At 41.4% G+C, this 20,471-nt stretch carries 15 protein-coding genes and 3 pseudogenes; 11 read left to right on the top strand and 7 right to left on the bottom strand.

Annotated features, from left to right (window positions below; genetic code table 11):
- Positions 1–57 precede the first annotated feature (57 nt).
- The 3 genes and pseudogenes from AC6IZ0_RS14340 to AC6IZ0_RS14330 all read right to left on the bottom strand — a co-directional run.
- Complete coding sequence (locus AC6IZ0_RS14340) at positions 58–1,611, bottom strand: YcjF family protein (RefSeq protein ID WP_497723530.1); 1,554 nt, start codon at positions 1,609–1,611, stop codon at positions 58–60.
- 170 nt (positions 1,612–1,781) lie between these two features.
- On the bottom strand, positions 1,782–2,003 hold the full coding sequence (locus tag AC6IZ0_RS14335; protein WP_497723528.1) for an NADH-quinone oxidoreductase subunit D-related protein: 222 nt from the start codon (positions 2,001–2,003) through the stop codon (positions 1,782–1,784).
- Between the two features lie 44 nt (positions 2,004–2,047).
- Positions 2,048–2,923, bottom strand: a pseudogene (locus tag AC6IZ0_RS14330) (NAD(P)H-quinone oxidoreductase subunit H); the annotation flags it as partial.
- 267 nt (positions 2,924–3,190) lie between these two features.
- Here AC6IZ0_RS14330 and rsmH point away from each other — a divergent pair.
- The 8 genes and pseudogenes from rsmH (at position 3,191) to AC6IZ0_RS14290 (ending at position 13,178) form a co-directional block, all read left to right on the top strand.
- Positions 3,191–4,075, top strand: coding sequence for a 16S rRNA (cytosine(1402)-N(4))-methyltransferase RsmH (rsmH, locus tag AC6IZ0_RS14325; protein WP_497723527.1), 885 nt, complete (start codon positions 3,191–3,193; stop codon positions 4,073–4,075).
- A gap of 111 nt (positions 4,076–4,186) precedes the next feature.
- Positions 4,187–4,357, top strand: a complete 171-nt coding sequence (locus tag AC6IZ0_RS14320; RefSeq protein ID WP_271734084.1) for a CAB/ELIP/HLIP family chlorophyll-binding protein — start codon at positions 4,187–4,189, stop codon at positions 4,355–4,357.
- A gap of 543 nt (positions 4,358–4,900) precedes the next feature.
- On the top strand, positions 4,901–6,190 hold the full coding sequence (locus AC6IZ0_RS14315) for a glycosyltransferase family protein (RefSeq protein ID WP_497723526.1): 1,290 nt from the start codon (positions 4,901–4,903) through the stop codon (positions 6,188–6,190).
- A 177-nt stretch (positions 6,191–6,367) separates the two neighbouring features.
- Positions 6,368–7,617, top strand: a pseudogene (locus AC6IZ0_RS14310) (glycosyltransferase family 4 protein).
- 2 nt (positions 7,618–7,619) lie between these two features.
- Entirely contained in the window at positions 7,620–8,789 is a 1,170-nt protein-coding gene (locus AC6IZ0_RS14305; protein ID WP_497723525.1) for a glycosyltransferase family 4 protein, read from the top strand.
- Positions 8,790–8,860: 71 nt separating this feature from the next.
- A pseudogene (locus tag AC6IZ0_RS14300) lies at positions 8,861–10,670 on the top strand (ABC transporter ATP-binding protein).
- Positions 10,671–10,703: 33 nt separating this feature from the next.
- Positions 10,704–11,720 (top strand): phosphotransferase, encoded by a 1,017-nt coding sequence (locus AC6IZ0_RS14295; RefSeq protein ID WP_497723523.1) that lies wholly within the window; start codon positions 10,704–10,706, stop codon positions 11,718–11,720.
- A 105-nt stretch (positions 11,721–11,825) separates the two neighbouring features.
- On the top strand, positions 11,826–13,178 hold the full coding sequence (locus AC6IZ0_RS14290) for an iron uptake porin (protein WP_497723522.1): 1,353 nt from the start codon (positions 11,826–11,828) through the stop codon (positions 13,176–13,178).
- A 65-nt stretch (positions 13,179–13,243) separates the two neighbouring features.
- Here AC6IZ0_RS14290 and AC6IZ0_RS14285 read toward each other — a convergent pair whose 3' ends face one another.
- Positions 13,244–15,523: a transglycosylase domain-containing protein gene (locus tag AC6IZ0_RS14285; protein ID WP_497723521.1), complete on the bottom strand. Its 2,280-nt coding sequence runs from the start codon at positions 15,521–15,523 to the stop codon at positions 13,244–13,246.
- Between the two features lie 208 nt (positions 15,524–15,731).
- On the opposite strand from AC6IZ0_RS14285, the gene folK reads away from it, so the two are divergent.
- Positions 15,732–16,253 carry a 2-amino-4-hydroxy-6-hydroxymethyldihydropteridine diphosphokinase gene (folK, locus tag AC6IZ0_RS14280; protein WP_497723520.1) on the top strand — a complete coding sequence of 174 codons (522 nt, stop codon included), beginning with the start codon at positions 15,732–15,734 and terminating at the stop codon, positions 16,251–16,253.
- A gap of 68 nt (positions 16,254–16,321) precedes the next feature.
- Positions 16,322–16,870, top strand: a complete 549-nt coding sequence (locus tag AC6IZ0_RS14275; RefSeq protein ID WP_497723519.1) for an NUDIX hydrolase — start codon at positions 16,322–16,324, stop codon at positions 16,868–16,870.
- A gap of 5 nt (positions 16,871–16,875) precedes the next feature.
- On the opposite strand, the gene AC6IZ0_RS14270 is transcribed toward AC6IZ0_RS14275, so the two are convergent.
- The 3 genes from AC6IZ0_RS14270 to AC6IZ0_RS14260 all read right to left on the bottom strand — a co-directional run bounded on the left by AC6IZ0_RS14270 (position 16,876) and on the right by AC6IZ0_RS14260 (position 19,422).
- On the bottom strand, positions 16,876–17,586 hold the full coding sequence (locus tag AC6IZ0_RS14270; protein ID WP_497723517.1) for an HAD-IA family hydrolase: 711 nt from the start codon (positions 17,584–17,586) through the stop codon (positions 16,876–16,878).
- Between the two features lie 62 nt (positions 17,587–17,648).
- Positions 17,649–18,839 carry an NAD(P)/FAD-dependent oxidoreductase gene (locus tag AC6IZ0_RS14265; RefSeq protein WP_497723516.1) on the bottom strand — a complete coding sequence of 397 codons (1,191 nt, stop codon included), beginning with the start codon at positions 18,837–18,839 and terminating at the stop codon, positions 17,649–17,651.
- A gap of 145 nt (positions 18,840–18,984) precedes the next feature.
- A complete protein-coding gene (locus AC6IZ0_RS14260; RefSeq protein WP_497723515.1) occupies positions 18,985–19,422 on the bottom strand; it encodes an Hsp20/alpha crystallin family protein in 438 nt (145 codons plus the stop codon).
- An 806-nt stretch (positions 19,423–20,228) separates the two neighbouring features.
- Here AC6IZ0_RS14260 and AC6IZ0_RS14255 point away from each other — a divergent pair.
- Positions 20,229–20,435 (top strand): hypothetical protein, encoded by a 207-nt coding sequence (locus tag AC6IZ0_RS14255; protein WP_497723514.1) that lies wholly within the window; start codon positions 20,229–20,231, stop codon positions 20,433–20,435.
- Positions 20,436–20,471 lie beyond the last annotated feature (36 nt).

The following is a 20,471-nucleotide window of genomic DNA, read 5'->3' as shown; positions in this document are numbered from 1 at the left end:
TTCCGGAAGTCTGGGAAATAAATCATGCTAGCGTCCATTTTTGAAAGCCCAGTAGCTTTATCCTTTGGTTTCTTCGTCCTGTGAAATCACCTGGGTGTTATTTGTTAATGGTTTGACCACCCGCGCGATCGCTTCTTGCACAAAAGCTTTGATAAATTCATCCCTGCGATTTAATTTAAATTGTTCCTTGACTACTTCAGTCATACCACCATCACCCCAATCTTGGTCATGGCGAAAATACTCAATAAAACTTTTTCCCGCAATCCGTGTTAAATAAGCTACCGTTACTCCTTGAATTGCCCTACCAATGACAAAGGTGGCTACATGAAATTGTAAAGCTGTAGATATTAATTGAATTGCACCTTTGACTATACCTAAACTAGCGATGGTCTTGGCGAGGGAAAGAGCTAACTCTTTACCCCGTTCCATGTTCAGTTCACAGCCGTAGACTCTGCCAATCTCCACCACCATTTGAGCATTGACAGCGGCGGTCGCCAGTAAATCTACTACTGGTAGAGGTGTAACTGATACCACACCAGCCCCAATCCACCCAAAGCGATCAACTATTTTGTCAGCTTGACGACGACGCTGGACATCAATCAAATTTCGCGCCTCTTCTCCCAGGCGTAGGGATTGCAGAAGAATATTATCCGCTACCAAATCCTCACCTTCAGCCCGTAAAATCGCCGCCATCCGTCGCAGCAAGGGGATAATATCCGCTTCTGGCTGTAGGGTTTCGCCAGTTTCTAGTTTTGCCGTTTGGGGATTAGCCGCGATCGCAATCACATCATTGGCGGCAATAAATCCCTGTACCCGTTGACGTAACCGAGCCAGGATAGATTCTTGATCTTCATCTGTATATAAATCAGTTTTATTGAGAACCAACAGCGATCGCTTGCCAATTTCCGCCAAACTGCGCAGGGGTTCATACTCAGAACGTCGCAAATCATTATCCACCACAAATAACAGTAAATTTGCTGAAGTTGCCAGTTCTCGGGCTAATTGTTCCCGTTCGGTTCCCTCCACCCCGGCTTCTAAAATCCCCGGAGTATCAGTAATTAAAATCTTGCGTTGTAATCCCTTCAACCGCAAACAATAAGTTTCCCCCACCTGGGTAGTCCCCATGGGCGCATTTACCTGACCGACTATGCGCCCCATAATAGCATTAACTAAAGAAGTTTTACCAGCACTACCTGTACCAAAAACAACTACTTGAATTTCACCCCGTGCCAGATTAACTTCAATTTCCCGGGATTTACTTAATAAAGCTTGTCGTGCGACTTCATCTTGAATTTGGGCTACCTGCTGTTTAACAGCTTTTAATGTACTCGAAGCGGCATCAGATTTAGCAGCGGGAATTTCTGCAGCCGTAACTCGTCGGGCTGGGCGGCGCGATCGCATTGACCCGGCTTGAAGTATCAATACATAATAAACAAAAGCCGCAACCAACCCCCCAATCAATAAAACCAACAACAACAGCAGCAAATTACCCAGCAGTGGCGAATAGGACAACTGCCAGTAAAGCCGAGACAGTGAGTCAATCAACCAGAGGCTTAATGCCAAAATGACGATTAAACCTACAATTAGGGTGACTATACGCGACAAAGGCATAGATGGCACAGTTAGTTAGTGGGTGTTCAATTGGCTGATGTTTTGAGTTTTTTTTGGGGTTTCGGTATACAGACACACAGGGATGAACAACTAGGAGATTTATTGTCAGTTTCTGGGGAGGGATATGAGGTAGAAACTAATGCTCAGTCCCCAATCCCCTCTCCAGTGTACTATCTGTCCACAGATCCCATGATCACGTCAACACTACCAAGAATAACCACAATATCTGCAACTTTCATCCCTCGTAGGAGTTCCGGGACAATTTGCAGGTTGTTAAAGTCAGCGGCGCGAATTTTCCACCGCCAAGGGAAGCCATGATCATCACCGACAAGATAAATTCCCAGTTCACCTTTACCGCTTTCCACACGGGAATAGATTTCGCCTTTGGGCATTTTAAAAGTAGGTGCAACTTTTTTCCCAATGTATTGATAATCAAAGCCATACCACTCAGATTTTTTCCCCTCTGCCATGCGCTTGGCTTCCAGGTTTTCGTAGGTCCCCCTGGTAGTCCTTGAATTGCTTGGCGAATAATCTTCACAGATTCGCGCATTTCCCGCATCCGCACCATGTAACGGGCTAAACAATCCCCGGCGGTTTCCCATTGCACATCCCAATCAAAATCGTCGTAGCACTCGTAATGGTCAACTTTCCTTAAGTCCCATTTCACCCCAGAGCCGCGTAACATGGGGCCTGATAATCCCCAGTTAATGGCTTGTTCCCGGGTGATGGTACCAATACCCTCAATCCGCCGGCGAAAAATCGGATTATTGGTAACCAAGCGCTCGTACTCGTCAACTTTGGGGAGAAAATAGTCACAGAAATCTAAGCATTTATCAACCCAACCATAGGGTAAATCAACTGCTACGCCACCCACACGGAAATAGTTGTGGTTTACCATCCGGTATCCCGTGGCGGCCTCCCACAAATCATAAATCATTTCCCGTTCTCGGAACTGATAGAAGAAGGGTGTTTGCGCCCCCACGTCAGCCAGAAACGGACCAAACCACAATAAGTGGTTAGCAATTCGGTTGAGTTCTAACATGATCACCCGAATATAGCTGGCGCGTTTGGGTACGGCTATACCTGCTAATTGTTCCGGGGCGTTAACGGTGACTGCTTCGTTAAACATACCCGCGGCGTAGTCCCACCGACTGACGTAGGGAACGTACATTACAGTGGTGCGGTTCTCAGCAATTTTCTCCATCCCCCGATGCAAATAGCCGATCACCGGTTCACAATCAACGACATCCTCGCCGTCCAATGTCACAATTAACCGCAAAACCCCGTGCATTGAGGGGTGGTGTGGCCCCATATTCAGCACCATAGGCTCGGTGCGGGTTTCTAGTCTGGCCATAAGTTCGGTGTTCTCCCATTATGAAAATTTCCACTTCAACCCCATCATCCCCACCAGGCTCGATTGTTTGTGTCTGCCAAAATCAGTTTGTCAGGGAAATAGTTTTCAGAAGTCGCTCTAGCAGCGTCTACATCTATTACCCATACAGAGTATGTTGGAGATGGGTCCTAGTGAGGGGATTTTACTTGATGTTTCAATTTGTTTCACTTCTTCAACTATTATTATATGGAGCTTGAGATTCAGGGAATTGTAGGCGCTGAATTTCTTCATGTGCCAGTTTTAAGCCGAGAGGTCATTGATGGGTTGGCGGTACGCCCTGGTGGCCATTATTTGGATGCAACTGTGGGCGGTGGTGGCCACAGTCGCTTGATCTTAGAGGCCGCTGCTAATGTGCGGTTGACGGCTATTGACCAAGATCAGGATGCTCTGCTAGCTGCCCAAAAGCACTTGGCTGAGTTTGGTGATCGGGTGCAGTTTGTGCTGGGCAATTTCTCATCTTATCAATATACTCCCCACTCTTTTGATGGTATCTTGGCTGATTTGGGTGTGAGCTCTTACCATTTAGACCAGCCAGAACGGGGTTTTAGCTTTCGCCACACCGCTAATCTGGATATGCGCATGAATCAGGGTCAATGTTTAACCGCCGCTGATGTGATTAATCACTGGGATGAGCCGGAGTTGGCAGATATTTTCTTTAAGTTCGGTGAGGAACGTTTATCCCGCCGCATCGCCAGGCGCATTGTGGAAAGACGACCATTTCACACTACTACGGAATTGGCTTCGGCGATCGCCTCTGCTGTCCCCCGTCAATACCGTTATGGTCGTATTCACCCTGCTACCCGTGTTTTTCAAGCTTTGCGCATTGTGGTTAATGATGAGTTACAGTCTTTGGCAACTTTTTTACAGCAAGCCCCCTATTCTCTGGTTCCCGGTGGTCGAATTGCCATTATCAGCTTTCACAGTCTGGAAGACCGCCCCGTCAAGCATGATTTCCGCAATTCTCCTTTGTTAAAGGTCTTGACTAAAAAACCAATTACTGCTAACGAAAAAGAATTGGCTGAGAATCCGCGATCGCGTTCCGCTAAGTTGAGGATAGCTGAAAGGCTATAGATACTATTTACAACTTCTTTGCAACTTTTCGTTACACTTTTTAAAATATCTGTTACAGTACTTAATAGAGAAAACAAAAACCTCTGTTAAGTCCTACTGGGAGTATTAAAGATGAAAACTACAACAACACCAGCTCCAGAAAATCGCAACGCTTGGAACTGGGGATTTACTACCCAAACCGAAAACTGGAACGGTCGTTTAGCAATGATTGGTTTTTCAGCTGCTGCTTTAATTGAAGTATTTTCTGGTCAGGGCTTTCTCCACTTTTGGGGTATCCTCTAAAACTTAACTTTTGTCCCAAAAAGCTCAAGTATCAGAGTAATTTAACACTTGCGAAAATTTTGGGTAAAAATATGAACGCAATCATACAGTTAGAAAGTGGTGTATTAGATAGCACCAGATTATTAACATCCCTCAGTGTAGATGACCAGTTAGCACTGCTGTGGTATGTATGTCACTAAGAAGAGGCCTAGCGGACTGATTCTGGTGTTGAGTTTATTTTATGCCTTCTGTAAATTAGAAGATAAAAAAATCAACTTACACCTTTGGGATGATCCCCATTATCAGGGATCATCCCAATTTTGCAGAAATACAAAATTAGCATCCAAAAAACCTCTTCTTACTGTTGCTTCCTTCCTGTTGAGTTTATTTCATGCCTTCTGTAAATTCAAACATAATATAAACTTACACATTTGGGATGCCCTCAATTATCAATTATGAATTGTTTGAAATTGTAACTCCTTATTATGATTTAATTGCAAATTAATTGCAACTATCTTATGCTTGTGGCTATTTAGTTTCATGAAAACTTTGTCAGGATTGCCCATGAAAAACTTATTAACTTACCCTAGAAAAATAGAAATAATGACATCGGAAGAAAAGTCAGTGGAAGTTAATAGTTTATCTAGCAATCCTCGTCAGTGGCGCATTGCTTTATATTCCCATGACACAATGGGATTAGGACACAAACGCCGTAACTTGTTAATTGCCCAAACATTGGGATATTCACCTCTACAAACCGATATTTTAATGATTAGTGGTATACAGGATGGTAGCAGTATACCAACGCCTTCAGGAGTTGATTTTTTGAGTTTACCTGCTTTGTACAAAAACATAGATGGTCAATATCAAGCACGAAAATTAGATTTATCATTACCGGAAATTATTACACTGCGATCGCAAATTATTCTCACTGCAATACAAAATTTTAAACCGGATATTTTCATAGTTGATAATGTACCCAGAGGCGCAGTCAGAGAACTAGAACCAACACTAAATTATTTACGTCATCAAGGAAAAACACACTGCATTTTAGGTTTACGAGATGTATTAGACGAACCAGCCTCAGTCCAGGAAGGTTGGAAACGCATGGAAAATGAAAAAGCGATTCAAACTTATTATGATGACGTTTGGGTATATGGAGATCCTACCATTTATGATTTAGCCAAAGAATATAATTTTGAGTCAGAAACAATTAAAAAACTCCATTACATTGGTTATCTTGATCAAACTACTCGCCTCAAGTTTATTGATAGTGAAACCATTCATACTTTTCAAACCCTCAATTTATCTAAAAAAAAATTAGCATTATGCTTAGTAGGTGGTGGACAAGATGGAGCGAGTTTAGCGGAAACATTTGCCCATGCTCAACTAGCACCAGAGATGAATGGTATTATTTTAACAGGTCCATTTATGCCAAGGGATGTACAACAGAAACTGCAAAAAATAGCGGCTAAACGTGAGAATTTACAGGTATTGAAATATTTATCTGAACCGACACTTTTAGTCAATCGGGCGGAGCGGATCATTGCCATGGGAGGATATAATACAACCTGTGAATTATTATCATTTCAAAAAAAATCCCTCATCATTCCCCGCATCCAACCGAGAAAAGAACAATTTGTGAGAGCAGAACGTTTACATTCTCTTGGTTTAGTGGATATGGTACACCCCCAAAACCTCACATCTCAAACATTAACAAATTGGTTAAATACAGAAACAAAAAAACCTCAAGAGAGTAACTTTGTGAATCTCAACGGACTCAATCATATTTATCAATCGATAGAGGAAATACTCATAAATAAGCATTCAGCTAATACTAGTTCTGTATCATAGGGTAGCCATAGATGCCCTAAATTCAGATCAATGAATCACAGAAGCACAGAGTAGACCAAGATAAAATATCGAAAAATACGCGCATAATCACACATAAATGGTATAATATTATTCCACTTGTTAAAGAAGGTAGAAGGCAGGAGCTTTAATAATTCATAATTCCACCAATTACCAATTATGCCCATTGTTGGTTACATTCTCAAACGTTATCCCCGCTATTCCGAAACCTTTGTAGTCAATGAAATTTTGGCACATGAAACAGCAGGTTTAAAGATAGAAATTTTCGCTTTAAGACCACCGAATGACACTCATTTTCAAAATATTATTTCTCAAGTTAGAGCACCTGTAACTTACATTAAAAAACCAATTCCAGGCCGTGTGAGTCCATCTCTCAATAGTCTTGCTCCCACAGGGCCAGCTATTTTTGGGCAGAATTACAAGAGGCCAGTCAAGTCATTCCCGATTTTTGGTCAAAATTAGCTATTGCTGAAGGTGAACAAGCAAGCACCGTTTATCAAGCTGCATGGTTAGCACGGGAAGCAAAAATCAAAGCCATCACTCATTTACACGCCCACTTTGGCACTGTAGCCACGAGTGTAGCTAGATTAGCATCTCATTTCACTGGCATTCCTTATACCTTTACTGCTCATGCTAAAGACATCTTTCATGAGAGCGTTAATTTTGCAGATATGGAACGCAAACTCCAGGATGCTTCGACAGTGGTAACTGTCAGTGACTACAACCTTAAATACTTACAAACAACCTATCCTACAGTCACCCAGAAAGTTAGGCGCATTTACAATGGTTTAAATTTACAACAACTAAAATATTCTGCTCCTGCTGACCGCCCTCCTGTAATTATTTCCGTTGGTCGGTTAGTCGAGAAAAAAGGGCTATCTATTTTGATAGATGCTTGTGCCATTTTGCAGCAGAGAAATTGTGAGTTTCAGTGTCAAATTGTCGGTACAGGATCATTAGAACCTGTATTAAAACAACAAATTGAAGATTTAGAATTGCAATCCTCTGTAGAAATTGTTGGTCGACGCCCCCAAAATGATGTGTTTAAATTGGTACAACAAGCAGCTGTATTTGCAGCGCCTTATGTAATTGGTAAAGATGGTAACCGGGATGGACTGCCTACTGTTTTACTAGAAGCAATGGCATTAGGAACACCCTGTGTAAGTACCGATGTAACTGGTATTCCTGAAGTAGTGCGACATGGTGAGACTGGGTTGATTGTGCCACAAAATAATCCTGAAAAATTGGCTATTTCACTTCAAGAACTTCTCACTGACTCAGCTTTGCGGGTGAGGTTGTCTAGTCAGGCGAGAAATTTAATTGCATCTGAGTTTGATATTGAGCGTAATACTCAAGTTTTACGGAAATTATTTGCCACGCACAGAGGTAGAAATCCACAGGAGGTATGAAGATGAGAGTTGCTTATGTTTGTGCTGATTTGGGGATTCCTGTTTTTGGCAAAAAAGGTTGTTCTATTCATGTGCAGGAGGTGATCAGAGCATTACAAAAACAAGCTTGTCATGTGCAATTGTTAGCGACTCGTATAGGAGGAATAGCACCGCCAGATTTAGGTAATATTATTGTTCATCAATTGCCACATATTCCCAAGGGGGAAATATCTATCAGGGAAAATATGGCTTTGGGAATTAATGAAGATTTACTTGAGAAATTAGAAAGTTTGGGAGATTTGGAGTTGGTTTATGAACGTTATTCTCTGTGGAGTTATAGCGGTATGGAATTTGCCCAAGCAAAGGGAATCCCTGGTTTATTAGAGGTCAATTCTCCTTTGATTACAGAACAGGTAGAGCATCGTGGTTTGATAAATATTGATGGTGCTAAAAAGGTGGCAGAACGAGTTTTTCAAGCTGCTACTGCTGTGATTGCTGTTTCTGAGGAGGTGAAAAAATATGTGATGAATTATGTGGAGAGTGAGAAAATTTATGTGATTCCTAATGGTGTGAATCCTCAAAGGTTTGAGCAAGTAAATAATTATACTGGATCAGCAAATTTTACTGTGGGATTTTTGGGGAGTTTAAAACCTTGGCATGGTTTGTCAATTTTGACTGATGCTTTTTTTCGACTACATCAAAAAGTTCCCCAAGCTCGACTTTTAATTGTGGGTGATGGTCTAGAAAGGGAAAATATAGAAACTGAATTATCAGCTAGAAAATTAGATAGTTATACTCAATTTACTGGGGCGGTAAATCCTGAACAAGTTCCAGATTTATTAGCAAAAATGGATGTGGGAGTTGCACCATATCCAGCACAATCGGATTTTTATTTTTCCCCATTGAAAGTGTATGAATATATGGCGGCTGGTTTACCTGTAGTTGTGAGCAAAATTGGACAATTAGTAGATTTAATTGAACCAGAAATTAATGGTATTCTTTGTCCTCCTGGTGATGCGATCGCACTAGCAGAAGCATTAGAAAAATTATGGCGATCACCTACTCTCCGTTCTAGTCTCGGACAGGCGGCGCGCCAAAAAGTCATGCAAAATCATACTTGGGATGCGATCGCCCAACAAATTCTGCACATAGGCGGACTTGATGTTGAAATGAGTCGATATAGCAACCATTAAGCACCTTGATGTCAGAGGGAATGTAATTCACTACTACACAAACAAAAACAATAAAAAATCACCTACTGTAAATGTCAAAATCCCTCCAAAAAGCTAGTCCTAATCTTTGGGGAATTGTGGTTTATTTCTGGCCCTTACATTAGCCCACATCAAGGACTACTATTAATTTCAGCGATCGCCCTACTTGCAGATGTTGGACTGCGATTACTAGAACCTTGGCCGCTCAAGTTTGTTTTTGATTATGTTCTCATAGGGAATGATCAACCAAGCAATATTCCAGTAATTTCCAGTTTAGAACCCATTACCTTACTAACACTTTCCGCACTAGCAGTCATTTTATTTACAGGATTACGGGCCCTTGCTGCTTATTGGAGTACCGTAGGATTAGCCACAGTTGGTAGCCGTGTTATGGCGAAAGTGCGTAATCATTTATATCGTCATTTGCAAGATTTATCCTTGGCTTATCACACTAAAGCCCGTAGCGGTGATTTAATTATTCGTGTCAGTAGTGATGCTAGTCGTCTGCAAGAAATTATGATTACGGCTGCATTGCCCTTAATAGTCAGTATTCTGAGTCTATTGGGCATGATTGGGGTGATGTTTTGGATCAATCCTAGCCTTACCCTACTGTCACTTTTGACCTTACCGTTATTTTGGTTAGTAACCAATCGCCTGAGCCAACAAATTAAAGATTCTTCATTAAAGCAACGCAAACAAGAAGGAAAAGTAGCTGCTATTGCGTCAGAATCTATTGCAGCTATTAAGTTAGTCAAAGCTCTTTGGTTGCAAGACGCCTTTGCACAAGTTTTTTCTCAACAAAATCAGCGCAGTCTTAATGAAAGTGTTAAAACCCAACGTTTCGCTGCTCACTTAGAACGCACTGTAGATGTTGTGATTGCTTTAGGAACAGCTATTGTTCTCTGGTATGGTTCTTGGTTAGCCTTGCGAGATGCACTCACACCAGGGGATGTACTGGTATTTATCACCTATGTCAAGAATGCCTTTAAGCCAGTACAGAACTTTGCTAAGTACGTAGGTAGACTAGCTAAAGCTGCGGTTTCTGGTGAGCGAATTTTAGACGTATTACAACAACAGCCTGATATCAGAGATTTACCTGATGCAATTCCAGCGCCAATTTTTCGAGGTGCAGTTTGTTTTGATCATGTTAATTTCGGCTATGAACCAGGACAAGTTTTGTTAGAAGATATCAGTTTAAACATTCAACCAGGACAACAAATAGCAATTGTGGGTACTTCCGGTAGTGGAAAATCTACATTAGTCAGTTTATTACTACGACTTTACGACCCCACCCAAGGTAAGATTTTCATTGATAGCAGGGATATTCGAGAGTACACATTAGCATCATTACGCCCGCAAATTAGTGTAGTTTTACAAGAAAGTATTTTGTTTGCGGCTACAATTCGAGAAAACATTGCCTATGGTGTTTCTGGGGTGTCTGATATTGAAATTGAAAATGCTGCCCGTTTAGCTAATGCACATAATTTTATCCAAGCTTTACCCCAAGGATATGATACTTTTGTCGGTGAAAGAGGAGCAACACTTTCTGGGGGACAACGCCAACGAATTGCGATCGCTCGTGCTGCTATTCGTCAAACCCCCATTCTCATTTTAGATGAACCTACCACCGGTTTAGATAAGGGTAATGAAAAAGTTGTAATTAATGCCTTACAAAAGCTTTCTCAAAACCGCACAACATTGTTAATTACCCATGATCTTAATTTTGCTACTCGCGCCCATAGGATTGTTTACATGGAAAATGGGCGGGTTTTAGAACAAGGTAATCATCTGCAATTGATGCAAAAAAATGGTCGTTATGCCGCTTTGTATCAAATACAAACTGCGATGGAAAATGGGAAATAAAGATGATTTATAGCCTGCAAAGAATCTAACAATATGACTGTTATTGTCAGAGATAATTTTGATAGTGTAGCGGATATGAAAATGCCTTTTTTATCAGCAGCAATTGACCCTGTGCAAGTGGCAGAATATTTTAGTCAGCATTTATCAATTGCTCAAAATACTCATCTTCAAAAAATTACAGTTATTCGACACAAACCGGGGCGGCGTTGTTTGATTGAGTATGAATTAATTAATACAGAAGGACAAACAATAAAGCTGCTAGGTAAAGTCAGAGCCAAGGGAACTGATTTTCATAGTTATGAATTACAGAAATCTTTATGGGAAACCGGATTTGGTAATGATAGTGTTGATGGAATTTTCGTTCCTGAACCTCTGGGTGTAATTCCTGAATGGCAAATGTGGTTACAGCGTAAAGTTTCGGGGGTGACATTTACTAAATTATTAACACAAAATAACAATCTTTTATTAGCACAAAAAATTGCTGAAGTTGCTCATAAACTGCAAAAAATTAATATTTATACCCACCGTTATCATACTATGAATGATGAATTACGCATCTTACATGAACGCATTCCCTTAGTCATCCAAAAATATCCACAATGGCAAGAAAGATTAGAAAGAATTTTAGAAGAATGTAATTATTTAGGTAATAACACTCCAGAAACAAATGTTTGTGGTATTCATCGAGATTTTTATCCAGATCAAGTGGTTGTTAATAATGATCATTTGTATTTAATTGATTTAGATTTATATTGCCAAGGTAATCCAGCCCTGGATATTGGTAATTTTATTGGACATATTCAAGAATACAGTCTGCGTGTATTTGGTAATCCTGGAAAATTGGCAGATTTGGAAACATCTTTGATTGCCAGATTTATGCAACTAACAAATAAGGATTATAGATATAACTTGAGAATTGCGATTGCAGCTTATACCACTTTAACTTTAGTTAGACATATTTATATTAGCACTTTATTTGTAGAAAGATTACCTGTGACCGAGACATTATTGAATATATGCGAACAACGTTTTAATATACGCAATTCGTAACTATATACAGCATATTTGTATTTTTTACTTGCTTGCATCAATATTGCCTAGATTTTTATATTTTTCTGCGCCAGAAGAGATGTTGGTGATTTTCAGGAGATTTCTGTGAAGAATTTGATATTTTTCCTAAAAACTGGTTTGATTAGTTTATTTTTTGCTGGTATTCTCACCAGTAAAACTAAGGCTAATTCTATACCTTCAGATATGATTCATGGTTTTAATCAAATCAATTCTGTTTCTGAATTATCCCATAGAATCAATGCTTGTAGTGAATCTAATTTAATAAATCAAAGATTACCAACAGAATTTTCAGATGAATTAAAGGTTTTTAATAACCGGCTGAATTTATTAGAAAGCAAGGTTAATCAATTAGAGCAGCAGCAATTTTTGCCCCATTTTGAACTAGAGGGAGAGGTAATTTTTGCGGTGACTGGAGTAGCGGGTAAACAAACAGCTAAGACTACTAGCTTAGTATTTAGTAATCGTGTACGTCTGAGTTTAGAAAGCAGTTTCACCGGTAAAGATAAATTGCAACTGCGCTTACAAAGTAGGAATACACCAGAATTAGACGATGTGACTAGCACTAAAATGTCAAATTTAGGATTTGATGGTGATGATGATAATGAAGTCGAATTAGATGAAATAGAATATAGATTTAGGTTAGGGAAACAAACGGGAATAACTTTATATGGGTTAGGAGGAGGATTAGGTGATTTAGTTCCTAGTATCAATCCCCTATTTAGCGGTAGTGGAGATGGAGCAATTTCTACATTTGCAAGAGAAAATCCCATTCGACGACAAGGTGGGGGAGTCGGTGTTGGTATTTCTCGTAACTTCCATAATGCTATTAATTTGTCATTGGGATATATTGCTAGTAATGCAGGTAATTCAGAAAGGGGAATTTTTGCTAGTCCTAATGGTACAATTGCTCAACTGACTCTCGAACCTTCTCCAACAACAGCACTTAGTTTTACCTATGTCTATTCTCAGGATAATCTGAATACGGGAACTGGTAGTAAATTAACTAGCGATCCGTTTAATGATCAGGCCAATTCAATTACTGCTAATTCCTTTGGTGCAGAAGCAGCTTGGCAACTGAATTCAACTATTACTCTTGGTGGTAGAATTGGTTTTATTCATGCGGAAACACAAGATTTACCGACAAATGCAAATGCTACTATTTCGACATGGGCAATGTTGCTAACTCTTAGAGATATTGGTCAAGAAGGTGGGTTTGTCGGTTTTGTGGTTGGTCAACCCCCCAAAGTGACTCATAATAGTTTAGGTAAAGTATTTGAGGATAAAAATACATCTTTACATCTAGAAGGTTTTTACTACTTTCCCATCACAGATAATTTGGCTATAACTCCGGGATTATTTGTGATTACCAGTCCGGAACATGATCATAGTAATGACACCATTTATGTCGGTACTGTGCGGACAACATTTACCTTCTAATCAAAAATTTGTTGATCGGGTTCTCTGTGTTTGATATTTTTTTATCCTACCGCCTTGATTCTCCTCTAATTGGAGGAAGAGGAGCTAGGTCTGAGTCTTTCTCTCCAAGAGGGCTGGGGCGATGAAGAAGTAGAAGTATCAGCAGGGGGTAAAGGGCGGACAGTATTTGTGGGCCAACCACCTGATCGTACTCTTCTAGTCCGTCTGGGAGTAGAAGATGAAGAAGTAGAAGTATCAGCAGGGGGTAAAGGGCGGACAGTATTTGTGGGCGAACCACCTGATCGTACTCTTCTAGTCCGTCTGGGAGTAGAAGATGCACTTACAGGTAAATTGGTGGTTTGTGGCTGAGAATTTCTTGCTGATCGTCTGCGTGATCTCCTCACGTTATTTCGCGGGGAAATAGGCTGTTCTCCAGCTACAACAAAACGATTCCTGATTGATTTGGACTTGATCGGCTGGGCCTTAATACTACCGACACGACCTTGTAGTTTAGGTCTTTCCGGAAACTCTTCTACAGGGATTCCCTCCACTGCTTTTTCCATAAATTCCCGCCAGGTTCCAGCAGCAGTACCACTGTCTCCAAAAGTCGGGCGGTTGTTATCATTACCTAACCAAACACCTGTGACCATTTGGGGAATGTAGCCAATAAACCACAAATCCCGGGATTGATCAGATGTACCGGTTTTCCCCGCCACCGGTCTATTCCTTAATTGGGCAGGGGCACCAGTACCGGCTTGTACAACGTTACGTAGCATCCAAGTCATAATCCCGGCACTAGTAGGGTCAAGAACCCGCCGCGGCTGGAAATCATTAGACCAAACTACCTCTCCTTGACGGTTGAGGATGCGGCGGATGCCATGAGCTTCTACGTGTAATCCTTGAGTAGCAAAAGTTCCGTAAGCGTTGGTTAACTCCAGTAGATTCACTTCACTAGAACCCAGCGCTAAAGAATAGGTGGGTTGGAGGGTAGATTTAATTCCCAGATTGCGCGCAGTATTAATAATCGGATCAAATCCTACATCCAGCAATAATTTGACTGCAACAACATTATTGGAACGGGTCAGAGCATCTCTAATGGTCATGGATCCGCGAAAAGTTCTACCATAGTTTTGTGGTTCATAGCCATTGATGACAACAGGTGCATCTATGTATCTGTCCCTGGGGCTTTTCCCAGTGGCGATCGCCGCAGCATAGACGAAACCCTTGAATGTCGAGCCTGGTTGGCGCTGGGCCTGGGTAACGCGATTAAACTGATTTTTACTAAAGTCTTTTCCTCCCACCATAGCATGAATTTCACCATTGCGGGGGTCTATGGCTACCAAGGCTCCTTGGGTAAATTTTCCCCAGACACCTTGATTACGCAAGGTTTTAGTTACTGCGGCTTCTGCGGCTTCCTGTAAGTTAGGATTAAGGGTAGTTTCTACTACTAAACCTCCTGCTTTGAGGACTTCGGGAGCAACATATTTGGGCAATTCTTGGAGGATGTAACTAGTAAAGTAGGGGGATTTTACTTCCAGGCGTTGGGGAGAACTGGTTTTGAGGTTTAGCGGCTCCTGAGCAGAGGCTTTTCTGTCGCCATCTGTAATTAATTTATCTTCATACATCCGCTGTAATACTATATTTCGCCTGCGGATCGCGGCTGTGGGATTGTTTATGGGGGAGTATAAACTTGGCGCGGGCGCTAATCCCGCCAGCATGGCTGCTTCTGCGAGGGAGAGTTCATTGACACTTTTACTGAAGTAAACCCAGGTAGCATCTGCTACGCCATAAGCACCGGATCCTAAATAAACTAAATTGAGGTAACGTTCTATAATTTGGTCTTTGGTTAATTCTTGCTCTATTTTATGCGCCAGACGCACTTCTTGGAGTTTGCGCCAGATTGTCTGCTCTGGTTGGAGGAAGAGAATCCTGGCTAGCTGTTGAGTGATGGTGCTACCACCTCCAACGATAGCCCGCGATCGCAAGTTGTTCACAGATGCTCTGAGAATTCCTTGAGGATCAATACCATGGTGTTTTTCAAATCTTCTATCCTCTGAGGCGATAAAAGCCTGTTTGAGTTGCTCTGGTATTTGCTCAAGTCTGAGGCTTTCCCTGGTGGCTTCCCCTTGTTGTTGTAGTATGGTGCCGTCAGCGGCTTTGATGGTGAGGGTTTGCGCTCTGGTGGTAACTTGCAGTGCCGATTTATCGGGTAAGGTTTGATCTATGGTGCCAATGAAATATTGCCAGCCCATAATTGTACAACCTATGCCACTACTTATACCCAAACTTACCCGAAACCAGAACCGACGATGAAAGGGTCTGTTACTGCTCAGTAGACTAGTGATACGAGAGAAGAAACTATTCATAAATCTTATGGCTAGTAAGCTGATTTGTAGCTTCCTCGTTTTCGTAATCTTTACTAGGGGGTAAGCAAACCAGGTTTACGTTAATATAATACAATAGAAATGCTTAACTCAATTCAGTAATACATCAACATTTTTTCCGGGAGTCGTTAATTAATTTGTTAATATTTAGACATAATTCCGACATAATTTTAACTAGTTGTTCACCCCAGTGAATTCATTCAAAATATCTAGGCAAAATACACCAGGTAAACTTAGTGCCATTGCCCTGGGTAGTAATATTGGCGATTCCTATAAAATTTTAACAGCAGCTATAGAGACATTGGCCGCAACACCGGGGATCAAGCTACAAGCTCAATCTAGTTGGTATCGCACTAAAGCCGTGGGTCCTCCCCAACCGGATTATTTAAATGGCTGCGCCATCTTGCAAGTAGAAATGTCACCAGACTTATTATTAGAGACCTTATTGGCTACAGAAGAGAAATTTGGGCGGGTGCGTCAAGAGCGCTGGGGTGCGCGATCGCTGGATTTAGACTTGTTATTATATGATGACTTCATCATAGACACCCCCCAACTGCAGATTCCTCATCCCCGCATGGTTACTAGAGCCTTTGTGTTAGTACCACTGGCTGAAATTGCGCCCCATTGGGTAGAGCCTACTTCTGGGAGTAGGATTAAAGATATAGTCAAACAGGTAGACTGTGCCGATGTAGTTTTATTCTCCAACCAATAACTAAAAAAAATATACGGTTTTTGTTCACACCAGTTAGTATATGTATCCAGATATAAAATAAATTTACTATGCCACTAGGTAGAGAATTACCACAGCTGCTAAAACAGTGCTTATTTTATAAAGGTCGCAAGTTTGACTTTGAAGTCAATCGTCTGCGTTTACCCAATAAAGCCGAAGGGGAATGGGAATGCATTCGTCACCCCGGCGGAGCCTTAGCTGTACCCATAACAAAAACAGGTAAACTAGTACTGGTGCGCCAGTACCGCTTTGCCATTCAGAGAAGAATATTAGAATTTCCCGCCGGGACAGTAGAAATTAACGAAGATCCCCTGAAGACAGTACAACGGGAAATTGAGGAAGAAACAGGTTATAGCGCTAAGAAATGGGATACACTGGGTGAATTTTTCCTCGCCCCCGGCTATTCTGACGAAATCATCTATGCTTTTCTGGCGCGAGACTTAGAAAAGCTGGAAAACCCACCCAAAAAAGATGAAGATGAGGATATCGAAACTGTACTATTAACACCCGAAGAACTAGAGAAAGCTATTCTTCAGGGAGAGGCCATAGATGCTAAAACCATTTCTAGTTTTATGCTAGCCCGCCCCTTTTTGCTTTAACAGCTTCAAATCTCCCCCTCTCCTGGGTCAGGAGAGGGTATAGGGTCAGATTCTGGCTTTTCCTGAGAAACTTTCTCGCGATTAATCCAAATACCTCTCAAACCAGCGGCTTTAGCACCTTGATAGTCCTCCTTAACACTATCACCAATGTGCCAAGCGGCTTGAGGTGGACAATGATGTTTTGCTAAAGCCAAGGCAAAAATCCGCGGGTCTGGTTTAGCAACACCCGCTTGGGTAGAAATGGTAATAGATGTAAAATAATTACTCAGTTCTAAACCTTGCAAGACGGAGAAAAGTCGGGAATCAAAATTAGAGACTACACCTAATTGAATACCCTTTTCTCGCCAGTGGTTCAAAGATGAGAGGACATCAGGATAAACGAACCAAGGTTCCCCAGTGCCAAAGTGAATATAGAGTTCACTAAAAAAACTGGAAAAGTCAGAAAATTCTGACATAACCCCGGCGCTTTCAAAAGTATTGTAGACAATTTTCTGCCACCAATCAAACTCACGCTGGGAAAGATCATCTAAGTGTGCATCAGGAAATATGGGCGGAGGGGAAGCTGCAAAGCTTTGTTTAAAGGCTGTATCCAATATTTCCGCAGAAACTTCAACATCAAATTCCTTGGCTATTTGACTATAAATTTGGCCTACACTGCCTTTAACACCGAATAGCGTACCAACAGCATCCAAAAAAATAACTTTCGGTCGTTCCATCAAACCTAGTAAATTAATTATAAATATGAGATTTGAGTTGTTGGTGAAGACACCAGATACTACTAGGATAGTTTATCTATAATAGGACGAACTAGCCAATTAAAACCAACCTTGAGTTGATGATCTAAACTAGGCATCCGATAGAGATAAGCCAGACGACGAGCAATATATGCTAAGGGTCCATCTAACTTTACACCTAAACCAGTGAGGGTAGCATTATCTTTACCCAAAGCCATCATTTCCCCTAGCTGTTGGTAACGGAAACTAAGTAAAGGGCGATTAGTCAGAGAAGCCCAGATATTCCAAGCAGTATAATCAGCTTGTTGAAAAGCAACTTGGGCTGTAGCGGGGACTTGTTGACCCTCAGCATCACGACAGTCTGCTAAGTCTCCCAAAGCAAAGATTTCTGGATGTTCTAAGACTTGTAAGGTGGGTGTAGTTGTGATTTGACAGCGCTGATTTTGCTTTAAATCCAGGGTGCGGACTACGGTTGCTACTCTAGTTCCCACAGTCCAAATCACTAAATCTACAGGAATTGTATCTACTTGAGTTTTATATTCTAGGGAAATGGTATCTTCACCAATTGATTCTACCTTGGTTTCTAAGTCTAGAAATACCTGCTTGGCTTCTAAGGCTTTGGTAGCAGCTTGACGGTTAAATTCTGGAGAGGTGCGTAAAATTTGATCACCGATTTCAATCAGGCGCAAACGTCCCCTTTTCCCTAATCTATCTGCGAGTTTACAGGCTAACTCTACACCACTGTAACCAGCGCCAACAATGGCGACGCGAATTTTATCCGCGTCGGATTCTTCTAAGACTCGCAGACGTTCTTCTAAGCGGTAAGCGTCCGTAAGGTTGCGGAATGGATAAGCGTAAGATGCGGCTCCGGGAACCATATCTAGGGGTGTTTCTCCACCCAAAGCTAATACTAATCTGTCATAGGGAATTTCTGGGCCATCCTGTAACTGTACCCGTTTTTGCTCGGTGTCAATTCCCGATACCACACCTTGGTAAAAACGTACCCCTGTACCTTGTAATAACTCCTCAAAGGGGGGCGCAATTTCCCAGGTCTGCATTTCCCCTGTGAGTAATTCGTACAGTAATGGTAAAAATATAAAGCGATCGCCCTGGTCAACTAGGACAATTTCCGGTTTTTCCCCCTTTTCCCAGGGTAACTGACTTAAGCGCAGGGCGGTATAGAGACCACCAGAACCTCCACCCAATATACATATTTTAGAAGTTGGTTGAGTCATGGCTCCTATAGGTTCATCAATACTAACTTCAGTGTAATCAATAAATGTTCAATAAACAAAAAAAGCCTGGTTGCGCTCATTACCAGGCGTTTAAGTTGAAATTGATTGCAGGAGGAGCTAGAAGACGGAAATTACCAACCAGGGATTATTGCAGATTTACCTTGACAACTTTTTTCTTTTCTTCTTCTGCTTTGGGTAGTGTCAGGTGCAAAATACCATCCTTGTATTCCGCACTAACTTGATTATTTTGCACCAAGGTAGGTAGAGAAATCGCCCGTTGGAATTTACCGTAATAAAATTCACTCTTGCTGACACCTTTATTTTCGGTTTTAGTTTCCGATTTGCGCTCACCAGTAATATAAACGGTGTCTTCTGTGACTTGTATATCCAGGTCTTTGGTGTCCATTCCTGGTATTTCTAGCTTGACATTAACTGCGTCATCGGTTTCGGATATTTCCGCAGCAGGAACTTTATGGAAACCTCTTTCAAATAGTCTAGATGGTGCTTTGGTTTCTTCAAGTAGGCTATTAATTTCACGGTGGAGAGTACCGATTTCCATCCAGGGATTCCAGCGAACTAACATAAATATTCCTCCGATTAAGTAGTTTTTATTTAATTTATTTTGCACTTGTCTTAGTGCTTAATTTAAATATTAATCAGGATAACAATTTCTGTAAATTCGGTTCTTACGACGGCATAATTGATGATTACCGCCCATAATTTGGCGACAATAAATGTTAGGGTTTTCTCTATTTTTTAGGTGCGGTAAACCGAAATTACCAGAGTAGTCAACAGGATTATATCCCCGACTTCTTGAGAGGATGTTTTAAAAGTTATGATTAGTGTATCGAATATTATTTGACCCCACCCTCATCTTTCCCTTCACCAGGGAATGGGGCTTGATTTTGTTGCTTCGGTGTGTTCCGGTTTTCCGGTTTTCCGGTGTTCCCTGTTCCCTAGTCCCTATTCCCTAGTCCCTAGTCCCTAGTCCCTAGTCCCTATTCTCTGTTCCCTGTTCCCTGTTCCCTTTTCAAAAGTTATAAAATAACCTCTTAGGTGAAAATCTTGCACACAACAACACCCAAGCTCCTACTCACCTTGTTATTTCCTCTCATTTATCAGACTATCTAGGGTGACCCTGACTAAACTATCAGTGGCATAACCCCCTGTTTACCAATCTGAGGAAATATCAGCTTTCCAGTTGGGTGTTGTGTTCGGTTGACGAGACAGATTAGAATAGAACAGCGCTTTTACCTCTTTGTGAACTGAACATTGGCTGTTGAATCTGCCAGGGAAGCTCTTTAGCTTCAATTATTAATATATCATTGTTAAATCAAGAGTACCTGACTTTGATACTAAACTTAACGTTTACAGGTAGGTGGTAGAACCTTGAGTATTTACCCATTGGTACCCTGGGATTCATTGGCAATTCCAACAGTGCGATCGCCTGTTGTGGAAAACCATCATCCATTTCATGAGGCGATCGCTATCACATTTATAGAGTGGGTAAGGCGATCGGCACCGCTCATTACCCACTCTACTCTACAATCTGATTTGTCAGGATTCTTTCACTGTAGGATATGCGATCGCTTGTAAATAAAGCGATCGCTAAGTCCAATTAACTCCAACTAA

The organism is Anabaenopsis sp. NIES-4685, from assembly GCF_059725405.1.
This window is presented reverse-complemented; position numbering and strand designations above follow the sequence as displayed.